Below are 13181 nucleotides of genomic sequence, written 5' to 3' on the forward strand. Positions count from 1 at the left end.
CGGATTTTCCGGATGCAACGGAACGGAGCAAGCTGTGGCTCACTGTTTTGACGTCGATACGCGCGGACCCGTCGGAGGTGCCGCATGACGGCGCGGAAGGTCGTGTTCATCGGCGCGGCGGGTGAGATGTGCCGGGTGGCCATCGAGCGGTTCGCCAGGGCCGACGGGGACTGGGAGCTGGTCCTGTGCGACATCCGGCCCGAGCTGCTCGCGCCGCTCATCAAGCGGCTGCCCAGGGGCCGGGCCACGACTAGGCGGCTGGACCTGTACGACCGTGCCGACCTGCTGGACATGGTCGACGGCGCCGCCCTCGTCGTCCTCGGCGCGGGCCCGTACATCCGCACCTCGGAGCCGGTGATCTCGGCCTGCCTGGAGGCGGGGGTGCCGTATCTCGACTTCGACGACGACGTGGAGAGCACCCAGCACGCCCTCTCCCTGGCCGACCGGGCGCGCGAGGCGGGCATCCCGGTCTACGTCGGCTGCGGCGCCTCCCCCGGCATGAGCAACGTCCTCGTCGTGGACGCCGCGAACGAACTCGACACGGTCGAGAACATCGACCTGGCGTGGCTGGTGGGCGACGAACGCCCCGAGGTCGGCCGTGCGGTCCTCGAACACCTCATGCACATAGCCGCCGGTGACTGCCTGACCTGGGAGAACGGCGCTTCCGTCGTCCACGAGTCGTACGTGGAGACCACCACCGTCCCCATGGGCGGCGGCGTCGGCGAGATCCTTCTCTACGAGACCGCGCACCCGGAGCCGGTCACCCTCCCCCGCCGCTACCCCCAGGCCCAGCGCATCCGCTGCGTGGGCGGTCTCGACCCCGCCCCCTTCAACGGCCTCGCGCGCGGCCTCGGACTGGCCATTCAGAACGGCAGGATCAGCGTCGAGCAGGCCGTCGACTTCATCCAGGCCGTCCTCCACAACCGCGTCAACGACGCCACGGCTCTCCGCCACGCCCTGCGCGGCATGGCCGGTCAGGTCCGCCGGGGCGAGAGTGGCGCGGGCGCGCTGTCCCGGTTCCTGCTGGCCTCCGCGCTGCGCCGTACCTACCCCTGGCGCGGCGGCCTCCTGGCCCGCGTCACCGGCACCCGTAACGGGCGCCCGGCCGTCGCCGTCCGCCGCACGGTGGTCAGCGGCCCCGACTCCTACCTGGCCAGCAGCATGGGCAGCCTGACCGGCACCGCCTGCGCGGCGTTCATGGTCCTGGCGCTGGACGAGGCCGGCAAGCGCTCCGGCGCCTTCGCCCCCGAGGACTGGGCCGACCCGGAGGCGTTCTACACCGCCCTCGAACGCGTCGGCACCCCACGCCACGAAATCGTCGAGGCACTGGTCTAGTTCCGCGATCGCAAACGATCACTGATCATCCTGCGATGATCGGTGAATGAGCGAGCGTGAGTGGCAGGCGTTGACCAAGTCCGAGGAAGCGTTCATGGTCAATTCGTATGAGATCGACATCCTGGCCGGCGTCTGGGGAGATCTCGACGATGCCGATCAGTCCCGGCCCGTGAAGGAACTGGCAGGGATCCTGCTCACTCTCATCGATCGTGGATGGATCGAGGTTCGTCGGGTCGCGCCGTGGACGTCCCCGTCCGGGAAGCAGGGCATCCAGCACGGGGAACTGGTGCCTCGTGAGCAGCTTCCGGCGGTCCTGGAGGACGCGGCCAACTGGGAGTACCCGGATGACGGCAACTGGATCGGTGCAGTGACCCTGGTGGAAACCGAGGCGGGCAAGAAGATCACCCGTCTTTCCCCCGGGGAAATGGCCGAGTAGAGCTGCGTGGCGGGGACCTGCAGGCCAGCAGCTTGCCGTCGGCATTGCGCGGCAACGCCTCCCCGGCCGCGGTGACGAACCCCGAAGAAAAGGCAGCTCCGCGAGCGGGTCACGCGGAGCGCCCTGCTGCGGGGGCGTAGGTCCGGAAGTACGCGGTGAGCATGCGGCGTCCCTCGTTGATCGTCACGTCGTCGCCGTCCGGGGAGCGGCGGAACGCGATGTCGAAGAACCGGTTGGCGACCTCGAAGGCGATCTGCGCGACGTGGCGCGGGGTGTCGGCCGCGATGAGGTTCCGCTCGACCAGGAGGAGCCAGAGCCGCTCCGCCTGGGCCTCGTCGAAGCCCCGGACCAGCGCGTCCAGCGTCTCGTTGCGCCCAGCGAACCACAGCTCGGTGCAGCTCCGGTGGTCGCGGAAGTACGCGAGTACGGCGTCGATCAGGGCGTCGCCGATTCCTTCGAGTGTGCCCGGCTCGGGGTCCTCCAGCACGCCGTTCAGAATGGCGTCCAGCTGCTGCACATGGTGCTGGAGCAGCTCGGCGTCGACCTGATGCCGGTCCGGGAAGTAGTGGTACATCGACGCGGTCGGAATCCCCGCCCGCTCCCCGATCGCCTTGAGCGTGGCCGCCTCGTACCCCTGCTCCGCCAGCAGCGCCTCCGCCGCGTCGAGAATGGCACGTCTGCGCTCCACCCCGCGCCGCTGGACTACGGGGGGCCGGGTGGGAGTCGCCGAATCCTTGTCGAACACGATTCGGGATCATATCAGCGGAGTTCGCGGCGGGTGAGGTTGACAGCCTATGGACGACTCGTAAACTCGACTGCGATTCGACTTTAGGTCCCTCGCCATGCGATCCCCGGCGGGCGGCCCGCCGCAGTACGGCTGTCAGTACGACCCAGTCCGCCACGACGGCGGCGAGGAGGCACCATGAGCAACAGGTCCAACGGCTCGCCGCCGGCCGCCGACGTCGATGTGCTGATCGTCGGAGCCGGGATCTCCGGTATCGGTGCGGCCGGTCATCTGGCGTCCCAGCGGCCGGGCACCACGTTCACGATCCTGGAGGCGCGGGAGTCGATCGGCGGAACCTGGGATCTGTTCCGGTATCCCGGTATCCGGTCGGACTCGGACATGTCGACCTTCGGATACGGCTTCAAACCGTGGACCCACCGCAAGGCCATCGCCGACGGCCACCTGATCCTCGACTATCTGCAGCAGACCGTCGCCGACAAGCGGCTCGCCCGGCACATCCGGTTCGGGCACCGGGTGGTCGGCGCGGAGTTCTCGACGGCCGAGCGGCGCTGGACGGTCACCGCCGAACGGGCGGACAGCGGTGAGCAGTTGACGTTCACCGCCCGCTTCCTGCTGCTGGGCACCGGCTACTACGACCACGGGGAGGGGTTCACCCCGGAGTTCGCCGGGGTCGAGGACTTCCGGGGCCGCGTGGTCCATCCGCAGCACTGGCCGGAGGACCTGGACTACGCCGGCAAGCAGGTGCTGGTGATCGGCAGCGGCGCCACGGCGGTCACGCTGATCCCGGCGATGGCGGGCCGGGCGGGGCACGTGACGATGCTCCAGCGGTCGCCGGGGTACATCTTCTCGCTGCCGTCCGAGGACGTGGTCGCCGGTGTACTGCGCAAGGTGCTCGGCCAGCGGCGGGCGCACAAGCTCGTCCGGCGCAAGAACATCTGGCTGACCCGGAGCATGTACAAGCTGTGCAGGCGGGCGCCGAAGCTCGCGCGCAGGCTGCTCATCGCCCGCGTACGACGGGAACTCCCCCAACACTTCGACGTCGACACGCACTTCACCCCCAGCTACGCCCCCTGGGACCAGCGGCTCTGTGTGGTGCCCGACGGCGACCTGTTCAAGGCGCTGTCGAGCGGCCGGGCCTCCGTCGTCACCGACCGGATCTCGCGGTTCACCGCGTCGGGCATCCTGCTGGAGTCGGGCCGGGAACTGGCCGCCGACATCATCGTGACCGCGACCGGCCTCAACATGTCGCCCTTCGGCAAGATGCGGCTCCAGGTGGACGGGCGTCCGGTCGATCTGTCCGACACGACCGCCTACAAGGCGATGATGCTGTCCGGCGTGCCCAACCTGGCCTTCGCGCTCGGCTACACCAACCTCTCCTGGACCCTGAAAGTGGACCTGGTCTGGGAGCACTTCTGCCGCCTGCTCGACCACATGGACGCCCACGGCTACGACACCGTCACCCCCGTGCTGCACGACCCCGCGATGGAACGGGTCCCCTTCATGAACCTCTCCGCCGGCTACGTCGAGCGCGGGATCGGGGCCTTCCCCAGGGCCGGCACCCGTGGCCCGTGGACGGTGGAGATGGCGTACGAGAAGGACGTGGAGCGGCTGCGCGACGGGCCGGTGGCGGACGCGGCTCTGCACTTCACCGGGGCGAGGCGCGCCCGGTGAGCCGCCAGGTCACCTTCCCCAGCCACGGCGTCACCTGCGGCGCCACACACCTCCCGGCCAGGAGCGACGCGCTGACCGGCCTGGCCGGGCGCCCGTGCGTGGTCATGGCCCACGGCTTCGGCGGCACCCGCGACAGCGGCCTGACGGGGTACGCGGAGGGCTTCGCCGATGCCGGGATGGACGTGTTCGCCTTCGACTACCGGGGTTTCGGCGACTCCGGCGGCACGCCGAGGCAGGACGTGTCGGTACGGCGGCAGCGGCAGGACTACCACGCGGCCCTCGCCGCCGCCCGGCACCTGCCCGGCGTCGACCCGGACCGGATCGTCCTGTGGGGCACGTCGTACGCGGGCGGCCATGTCCTCGCCGTCGCCGCGCAGGACGGCCGTATCGCGGCGGCGGTCGCGCTGACGCCCGCCACGGACGGGCTCGCCACGCTGGCACACGTCGTCCGTCTCGCCGGAGTGGGCCGACTCCTGGAGCTGGCCGGACACGGCTTGCGGGACGTGGCACGGGCCCTCACCGGGCGGCGGCCGCACCATCTGCCGGTCGTCGGACCGCCGGGGGCTACGGCGATGATGACCACCCCGGACATCGAGCGGATCAGCACCGTCATGGCCGGTCCGACCTGGCGCAACGAGGTCTGCGCCCGCGCCGCGCTGAAGGTCGGCGCCAACCGGCCGGTCGTCCACGCCGGGCGGCTGGCCTGCCCGGTGCTGTTCCAGGTCGGCCTGCACGACCGGGTCGCCCCGCCCGGCGCCACCCGCCGCACCGCCCGTCTGGCCGGTCCGCGGGCGCGGCTGGCCGAGTACCCCCTGGACCATTTCGACGTCTACGACGGACCCTGGCAGGAACGCGCGCTGGCCGACCAACTCGGCTTCCTCACCCGCGTCCTCGGCACCGCTTGTGCACAACTCCCGTTTTCCTAGAAGGAGATCGAATGAGTTCGTACGACTACGTGGTCGTCGGTGCCGGATCGGCGGGCTGCGTGCTGGCCGCGCGGCTGTCGGAGGACCCCGAGGTGCGGGTGGCGCTGATCGAGGCGGGCGGTCCCGACACCGCGCCCGAGATCCATGTCCCGGCCGCCTTCTCGCAGTTGATGAAGACCGAGCTGGACTGGGACCTCGACAGCGAGCCCGAGCCGGGCATCGGCGACCGGCGGGCCTATCTGCCACGGGGCCGGGTGTTCGGCGGGTCCAGCTCCATGAACGCGATGATCTACATCCGGGGCGCCCGCGCCGACTACGACGGCTGGGCGGCGGGCGGGGCCGACGGGTGGTCGTACGCCGACGTGCTCCCGTACTTCCGGCGCGCCGAGGACAACGAGCGCGGCGAGGACGAATTCCACGGCGTGGGCGGGCCGTTGACGGTCAGCGACGGGCGATCCGGGCATCCGCTCGCCTCCGCCTTCGTGGACGCGGCGGTGCAGGCCGGGTACAAGACGAACGACGACTTCAACGGTGAGCGCCAACTGGGCGTCGGCAGGTACCAGTTGACTCAGCGCGGTGGCATGCGGTGCAGCGCCGCCGTCGCCTATCTGCATCCGGCGCTGCAGCGACCGAACCTGACGGTGCTGTCCTCGGCGCGCGCCCACCGGGTGGTGATCGAGGACGGCCGGGCAGCGGGCGTGGAGGTGGAGCGCGGCGGCACGGTCGAAGTGGTGCGCGCGGAGCGGGAGGTGATCCTGTCGGCGGGCGCGTACGAGTCACCGAAGCTGCTGATGCTGTCCGGGATCGGACCCGGTGCGGTGCTGTCCGCGTTCGGGATCGGGGTGGTGCGGGATCTGCCGGTCGGCGCGGGTCTTCAGGACCACTACATGGCGCTGCTCAACTTCCGTACGAACACCGAGTCGTTGATCGCGGCGGCGACCGAGGAGAACGCGGCGCTGCTCCAGAGCGAGGGGCGCGGGCCGCTGACCTCCAACATCGGGGAGGCGGGGGGCTTCTTCCGGAGCCGGGACGAACTCGACGCGCCGGATGTTCAGTTCCACGCGGCTCCGGGCCTGTTCCACCAGGAGGGCCTGGGCGCGGTCGCCGAACACGGCTTCGCCTTCGGCCCCTGCGTGCTCGCCCCGACCAGCCGTGGCGCGGTGACCCTGCGCTCCCCACGCCCGGACGCGGCACCCCGGATCGTGCACAACTACCTGACCACGCCGGAGGACCGGGACGCCATCGTCGCCGGAATCAGGATCGCGCTGGAGATCGCGGCCCAGCCGGCGGTGTCGGACCTCGTCACCGCCCCCTTCGACGCACCTCCCTCCGACTCCGACGCCGACCTGCTCGCGTGGGCACAACGGGCCGGACAGACCCTCTACCACCCGACATCGACCTGCGCGATCGGCTCGGTGGTCGACCCCGAGCTGCGGGTGCTCGGCGTGCCAGGGCTACGGGTGGTGGACGCGTCGGTGTTCCCGTCGGTGACTCGGGGCAACACGAACGCGCCGGTCATCATGGCGGCGGAGAAGGCGGCGGACTTGATCAAGAATCCAGGTGCGTGAGCTGAAGGGTGGGGTGGCCGCACATGGGCGGGGAGTACACCGAGGAGACCTACGGCGAGGTCACGGTACTGGTCGGCGCCCGGCGCGGCGCGTATCCGTACGCCAACTCGCTCCTCGTCCGGGGGACGGACGCCACACTGGTTGTCGACCCCTCGCTGTCGCTCGTCCATGGCGCGCCGCCCGCCGATGTGGTCCTGGTGAGCCACGCCCACGAGGACCACATGGCGGGGCTGGGCAGTTACGACGTACCCGTGCACATCCACGAGGCCGACCTCGGCCCGCTGCGCTCCCGTGAGGTCCTGGTCGCGGGGTTCGGCTACCCGCCCGAGGAGGCCGACGCCGCCGACCGGATGCTGCGCGACGACTTCCATGTGACGGGGCGCCCGGGCGCCCTCGGCTTCGCCGACGGCACCGTCTTCGACCTCGGCGGCCGCACGGTCACCGTGGTCCACCTCCCCGGTCACACACCGGGCCACAGCGGCTTCCTGATCGAGCCGGACGGCTTCCTGTTCGTCGCGGACATCGACCTCACCTCGTTCGGCCCCTTCTACGGCGACACCCGCAGCGATCTGACGGACTTCGAGGCGTCCATGCGCCGGTGCGCGGACATCGACGCCCGCTGGTACGGCACCGCCCACCAGAAGGGCGTGATCGAGGGCGCCCCGGAATTCCGTCGCGGGCTGGCCGAGTTCGCCGAAGTGGTCGAACGACGGGACGCAGCACTACTGGCCTTCCTGACCGAGCCACGAACGATCCCTGAAATCGCCGAACACCGCCTTGTGTACCGACCACATGTGTCGGGCCCACATGTGACCCCGGTAGAACGCCGCACAGCCACACACCACTTGACCCGCCTAACAGCCAAGGGCCTGATAACGGAGACCGAGCCGGGGCTGTTCCGGACGGTTTGAGAACAACAGCCCTCGCTACGATCCCCTCGAGCAGGCCCGATGCCGAGACGGGGGGAATCCGTGAACCGACCACTACTGTTCCTCGACGTGGACGGCCCGCTGAACCCGTACGCGGCCAAGCCGGAGAGGCGTCCCGCCGGCTACACCACGCTCAGAGTGCCCCTCGCCCATGGGCAGAACAGGAGCCCCTTATCCCGACGGCGCCCTCTGCGGGTCTGGCTCAACCCGGACCATGGGCGATCGCTGCTCGGGCTCGGATTCGAGCTGTGTTGGGCCACCACATGGATGGGCGACGCCAACCGGTGGATCGCCCCAGTACTCGACCTCCCGGAACTGCCCTTCGTCAACTTCGGCGACGCCCTCTTCCAAGAACGCCCCGACGGAGTCCACTGGAAGACCGGCCCCCTGGTCGACTACGCCAACGGCCGCCCCTTCGCCTGGGTCGATGACGAACAGAGCGACCTGGATCAGACATACGTCACCGCCCATCACCCCGGCGTCGGGCTGCTGCACCACGTCAACCCTCGGATCGGCCTCCGGGAGGAAGCCTTTCGCACGCTCGCCGACTTCGCCCGATCTCCAGGTACGGTCGGCCGAGGCTAGCCCTTCAGGCTCGCAAGGACCGCCTTCGCCGCCCTCTCCCCCGAAGTCGCCGCGTCAGCCAGTGAAGGCATGTCGAGCTGGTAGTCGCCGGCCAGGTGGATCGGGCCGAGAGGGGCCCGCAGTGTCGGCAAAGATGCGCGGCGGCCCGGGGCCCAGAAGGGGACCACGCGGTGGTGTCGGCGCACGATGCCCTCGCCGAGGTTGCCTTGGAGCTGGGGGTAGACCGAGATCAGGTCCCGTGCGAAGCGAGTTGTGATCTGCTCGTCGGACAGCTCGAAGAGGCTGTCGGCCGCGGCGCCGCCCGCGAAACACGCCAGGGCGCCGCCCGGCTGTCGTACGCCACCCTTGCGGAGGGCGGCGGCGTGGTTGAACATCGCCTGGAACGAGAGCTGGGGCGTGGACACGCCGAAGAAGTCGTCCCAGGGCTGAGGCCCTTCCTCCTCGGTGAAGAAGCCGACGACGACGTAACGGCCGTACCGAATGTCGTCGAACGCGTTGCGGTACGTCTGCGGAAGCCCCGGAAGGATCTGCGTCGCGACATCGCTGGGCACCGCGACGATCGCCCGCTTCGCGCGCACCCGGACCAGGCCGTCGTCCGCGTCGGCGTAATGGACGACCACCCCGTCCCCGTCCGCCTCCACGGACCGAACGCCCGCCTGGAGCCGTAGGCGTTCGCCGAGGTCGGCGGCGAGGATGTCGGTCAGCGTCTGGTTACCCCCCAGCGGCAGCGCGAAGTTCGGCACCTTGGCCGGATCAGCCAGCGCGACTCCGATCGACGCCACAAGCTGCGTCGCCGCCGTCTCTCCAGGCTCACACCCCATCCACTGCCCCGACCACGACCGGACGACCTCGCGGGTCAACTCGGAGCGCACACCCCGCAGAAGATCCGACGCGAGCCGCCGGTCGAGCTTGGCACGCACCCGCTTCGCGAACCCCCTGTCCGACTCCAGGAACGGCACCGCCGAGACGATACGAGCACCGACCAACGCCATCCCGACCCGGTCCATCAGGCTCATCCGCGTACGGAACATGAGCGAGAACAGCTTGGACGTGTCGACCAGCCCCCCGTTGAGCACCAGCGCCACGCTCTTGTCGGCCAACGAGCCCATCTCGATGCCGTGGTGACGCAGCGCGTCGATCAGCGGCCCGGTCCCCTCGGTGAACTGCGTCCCGACGTTGATCCAGTAGTCGCCCTTGCGCACCGTCTCGACGCGTCCGCCCGCCCGCGCCGACGCCTCCAGTACGACGGCATCGGTCTTGCCGTCGAGAGCCGTGGCCGCCATCAGCCCGGCCATTCCGGCACCGACGACCACGACATCACGGCTCTCCTCGCGTACGACTCCGTCTGCCATCTTCTTCCTCGCTTCGCCAGCTTACGATCTCGAATCGTATTCGACTTTACCGCGTCCAACCCGCTCTGAGACCACCCCCTCCCCCACCGAACGACCCACGCCCCGCCAACCCGTTCCCGACCCCGATCCAGGGGTAGCGTCCTCGACATGGACCTACACACCACCGTCGAGCGCGCCCACCGCCTCAAGAAGCTGCACGCCGAGTACAAGCCGCTCGTGCTGCCGACCGTCTGGGACGTCTGGTCCGCGCGGACGGCGGCCGACGCCGGTTTCCCCGCGCTGACGATCGGCAGCCATCCGCTCGCCGACTCCCGAGGGGCCGAGGACCACGAGGGGCAGACCTTCGAGGAGGTGCTCGCCGCCGTCAGGCCGATCGTCGCGGCGGTCGACATCCCCGTATCGGTGGACCTGGAGGCCGGGTACGGCCAGGAGCCCGCGGACCTCATCGCCGGACTCATCGAGGTCGGCGGCGTCGGCCTCAACCTCGAGGACACCGTCCACTCGGACGGCGGACGTGTGCGCGGCACACAGGAGCACGCCACCTACATCGCCGGCCTCCGCGCGGCGGCCGACAAGGCGGGGGTCCCGGTCTGGGTCAACGGCCGCACCGACCTCTTCCTGCACGCGGACGACCCCGCAGCCGTCCTCGACGAGGCGATCGAGCGCCTGCGGGCCATGGAGCAGGCCGGCGCCGACAGCGTCTACCCGGTCCGCATCCAGGACGACGACGACCTGCTGACCGCGGTGACCGGCGCCGTCTCCATCCCCGTGAACTCCACCGCCCACCCGGTCAAGCACGACCTGGACCGCTTCCGCCGCCTCGGCGTCGGCCGCATCACCTACGGCCCGCTGCTGCAACTCGCCCTGACGGACTCGATGAAGGACATGCTCAAGCCCTGGGCCCCGTAGCGGACTTGGCCGGTCACCTCCGGCGACGTCTCACGCGCACAACAGCCCGGCCCCGCATCCGAGGTGCTGTGGATGCGGGGCCGGGATTACCGTCGTGTGCCGTTACTCCCGGCCCGCCCTGCGGCGCTTGGCCCAGAGCAGACCGAGTCCGGCCGCGAGAAGCGCTGCGGCGAGCCCGGCGACGGTGAGCACCCGGGTTCCGGTGGCGGCGAGGCCACCGCCCCCGTTGCCGTCGGAGGGCGGGGTGGCCGGGGGCGTGACACCGCCGGCCGGGGTGGAGGGACTCGGCGAAGGGGTGTGGTTCGCCGGAGGCGTGCTGCTGTGGTCCGTCGGAGACGTGGTGGGCCGATGGGTCGGCTCGGACGAATGCGTAGGAGTCGGCGTCGACCCGCCTCCGTCACCGGCGGACGCGCTGCCACCGCCGAGGAGGGCCAGCGCCGGGTTGTCGGCGCTCTCCGTCTGCCCCTCGGTGGCGATCTTCGTCGTCTTCTCCAGGTTCGGGTGCTGGGCCTTGAACTCCACGCGGGTGATGTTCTGCTTGGGCGCCTTGCCGAAGTCGACGCCGCCCATCACGCACATCTTCTGCTGGCCGCCCACCTCGCACGGCAGCGAGTAGTCGCCCTTGGTGAAGGACTTCATGTAGTCGTCCCAGGTCTGCTTGGGCGTCCAGGACCGGTTGGGCGAACGCACGGGCCAGCGGGAGACGTTGCCGCTGTTGATGACCGCGTGGTAGTCCCCGGCCTGCTCGGCGTCGCTCTGGCGGACGTACTCGGCGGCCACGCGGGCGCTGTAGACACGGCGCAGGTCGGCGTAGTCGGCGGAGGTGTTCACCTTCTTCTCGACGCCCGGAATGATGTACTGCTTGAGCAGGCCGTTCGCGGTGTCCCGCTGGGCCTGGGTCAGCTTGCAGTCGTTGCCGTTGGGGTCGGGGGTCTCACGGTCGATGTGGTCGACGTTGACCTTCAGCGGGGTGTCGAGGATGTAGAGGCCGCCGTCGTCGGCGCGGACCTTGGCCGTCTTCGGGGTGATCCAGAGCCGGATGGTGTCGCCGCAGGGGATGTTGGCGGCGCGCATGGCCTCGGCGTACTGCTTGCCCGGGTCCTTGCGGTAGTCGACGTCCTTGGCGTAGTCGTGCTTCATCTGGAGGTCGGCCTGGAGCAGGACACGGCCGGCGTCGGTCTTGCCGAAGGTCTTGTCCATGATCTGGTCGGGCTGGTCGGGGTTCAGGTTGACCCAGAACTTGTCGGGCGTGAGCGCGAGCCAGGTGAAGAAGGAGTCGGAGATGAGCTGGGCCTTGGCCTTGCCGCCCCAGCCCTTGTCCTGGGTCTCGTCCTGCACCTTGTCCGCGGAGAAGGCGTACGGCAGTCCCTTGCCCTTGACGGGCTTGCCGACGTAGGCGAGGTCGAGGGTGGAGAAGTCCACGCCGCCGGGGCCGCGGACGCCGAAGCGCGCGGGGCCGCTGCCGCCGAGGCGGCGGATGCGGTCGGCCATGTCCTTCGGGGTCGCCGGGGACTGGCCGATGGTGCGTGAGGCCGCCCCGCCGAGCCGGTTGTTGCCGTTGGCGGCGAAGTTGGGGTCCGGTCTGGTGGTGCCGGACACGTGCTTGTAGCTGACGGACTTGTACTTGGGGACGTCCGTGGAGAGGTGCTCGTAGGCGCGGACGCGGGGCTGGCCGTCGGTCCCCTTGTACTGCTCGGCCATTCTGCCCAGGTACTTGGTGGTCGCCGAGTCCTTGGACTGGCCGTTGACGTAGGAGATGCGGCCGTTCCGGGACAGCTCGCCGTTCTGGAAGCGCGGGTCCTCCAGGAACCTCTTGTTCGCCAGGTCCTGGCCGGTGTCGCGGCCGGGTCCGGCCTTGAACTCCAGGAACTGGCCGGTCTTGTAGTTCACGGCGTCGAACTTGCGCACCAGCGGCTTCTGGCCGCCTTTGCCATCACTGACCATGATGGGCTTGCCGTTCTTGTCCTTGATGGCGATCTCTTCCTGGCAGAGCCAGTCCTCGCCCACCAGGCCGAGATCGTTGATCACCTTCGTCTCGTAGGCCGCGCCGCGCTTGTTGTTGTTGTGCGGCATGATGTAGCCGCCCTCGAGCCAGTCCGCGAAGGTCTTGTACTTCGGGTTCCCGTTGTTCAGGTAACTCTTGTACCGGGCGAAGACGCGCTCCTCGCTGTTCTCCGGGTAGGAGGTGTAGGGCTTGTCGAACTTCGCGAGGAACTTGGCGCGCTGTGCGGCCTGTTCGTCGGTGGGGTTCGCGGCGTCGCCGGGGAGCGTGAGTCCGTCGAAGCTCTGGCGGGGCGCGTCGTAGGTGTAGGAGTCCCGGTCACTCGGGGCACGGACCTTGAGGCCGCGGTCCCACGGCAGGTTGTTGGTGCCCGGCCGGGTGCTGGTGACGCCCGGGAGGCTGTCGCAGCGCTTCCCCTTGGCCGCGTACGCCAGGTCGCCGTGCAGACCCGGCAGGCCGGTCAGCGTCAGAACGCCCGCCGCGGTTAAGGCGAGCGCGGCATGCGGCCACACGCGGCGGCGCGACGCCGTTATCACTTGAGTCACGAGGGTTCTCCGAACGGGAGCCCTGCGAATACGGGTTCACGGTCGGCGCCAGGGCCCCCGTGACTGTGGCGCCGATTTCCTCACTCTAGCCATCGCGTCGCGTTGCATGTCTGCGTCAAATCGCGCCGCGCACAGGATCGTTACATCCGGTCGTACCGGTCGCAGGGGCCCGCCGTAG

At 69.9% G+C, this 13181-nt stretch carries 11 protein-coding genes; 8 read left to right on the top strand and 3 right to left on the bottom strand.

All coding sequences use genetic code 11. From position 1 onward, the window contains the following. Nucleotides 1-84: 84 nt before the first annotated feature. Both E5083_RS18020 and E5083_RS18025 read left to right on the top strand, forming a co-directional pair. Nucleotides 85-1335, top strand: a complete 1251-nt coding sequence (locus tag E5083_RS18020) for a saccharopine dehydrogenase family protein (RefSeq protein ID WP_135786727.1) — start codon at nt 85-87, stop codon at nt 1333-1335. 46 nt (nt 1336-1381) lie between these two features. Next, complete coding sequence (locus E5083_RS18025) at nt 1382-1771, top strand: hypothetical protein (protein ID WP_135786728.1); 390 nt, start codon at nt 1382-1384, stop codon at nt 1769-1771. A gap of 109 nt (nt 1772-1880) precedes the next feature. Here E5083_RS18025 and E5083_RS18030 read toward each other — a convergent pair whose 3' ends face one another. After that, the gene (locus tag E5083_RS18030) at nt 1881-2516 is read right to left on the bottom strand and encodes a TetR/AcrR family transcriptional regulator (protein ID WP_244317547.1); all 636 of its coding nucleotides are present in this window, start codon (nt 2514-2516) and stop codon (nt 1881-1883) included. A 177-nt stretch (nt 2517-2693) separates the two neighbouring features. Between E5083_RS18030 and E5083_RS18035 the strand changes: the two genes are divergently transcribed. The 5 genes from E5083_RS18035 to E5083_RS18055 are packed head-to-tail and all read left to right on the top strand — an operon-like array spanning nt 2694 to nt 8195. Then, complete coding sequence (locus E5083_RS18035) at nt 2694-4187, top strand: flavin-containing monooxygenase (protein WP_135786729.1); 1494 nt, start codon at nt 2694-2696, stop codon at nt 4185-4187. Then, on the top strand, nt 4184-5113 hold the full coding sequence (locus E5083_RS18040; RefSeq protein WP_135786730.1) for an alpha/beta hydrolase: 930 nt from the start codon (nt 4184-4186) through the stop codon (nt 5111-5113). Before E5083_RS18035 ends, E5083_RS18040 begins: the two co-directional genes overlap by 4 nt. Before the next feature lie 11 nt (nt 5114-5124). Beyond that, the gene (locus E5083_RS18045) at nt 5125-6681 is read left to right on the top strand and encodes a GMC family oxidoreductase (RefSeq protein WP_135786731.1); all 1557 of its coding nucleotides are present in this window, start codon (nt 5125-5127) and stop codon (nt 6679-6681) included. A gap of 23 nt (nt 6682-6704) precedes the next feature. Next, nucleotides 6705-7592 carry an MBL fold metallo-hydrolase gene (locus tag E5083_RS18050; protein WP_135786732.1) on the top strand — a complete coding sequence of 296 codons (888 nt, stop codon included), beginning with the start codon at nt 6705-6707 and terminating at the stop codon, nt 7590-7592. Between the two features lie 60 nt (nt 7593-7652). Further along, nucleotides 7653-8195: a hypothetical protein gene (locus E5083_RS18055; RefSeq protein WP_135786733.1), complete on the top strand. Its 543-nt coding sequence runs from the start codon at nt 7653-7655 to the stop codon at nt 8193-8195. Here the strand turns inward: E5083_RS18055 and E5083_RS18060 are convergent. Further along, complete coding sequence (locus E5083_RS18060) at nt 8192-9547, bottom strand: flavin monoamine oxidase family protein (RefSeq protein ID WP_135786734.1); 1356 nt, start codon at nt 9545-9547, stop codon at nt 8192-8194. The two genes, E5083_RS18055 and E5083_RS18060, sit on opposite strands and share 4 nt — an antisense overlap. 147 nt (nt 9548-9694) lie before the next feature. Here E5083_RS18060 and E5083_RS18065 point away from each other — a divergent pair, with 147 nt between their 5' ends. Then, nucleotides 9695-10456 carry an isocitrate lyase/PEP mutase family protein gene (locus E5083_RS18065; RefSeq protein ID WP_135786735.1) on the top strand — a complete coding sequence of 254 codons (762 nt, stop codon included), beginning with the start codon at nt 9695-9697 and terminating at the stop codon, nt 10454-10456. A 102-nt stretch (nt 10457-10558) separates the two neighbouring features. On the opposite strand, the gene E5083_RS18070 is transcribed toward E5083_RS18065, so the two are convergent. After that, nucleotides 10559-13003, bottom strand: coding sequence for a hypothetical protein (locus E5083_RS18070; protein ID WP_135786736.1), 2445 nt, complete (start codon nt 13001-13003; stop codon nt 10559-10561). Nucleotides 13004-13181 lie beyond the last annotated feature (178 nt).

Source organism: Streptomyces bauhiniae (assembly GCF_004784475.1).
Classification (GTDB): Bacteria; Actinomycetota; Actinomycetes; order Streptomycetales; family Streptomycetaceae; genus Streptomyces; species Streptomyces seoulensis.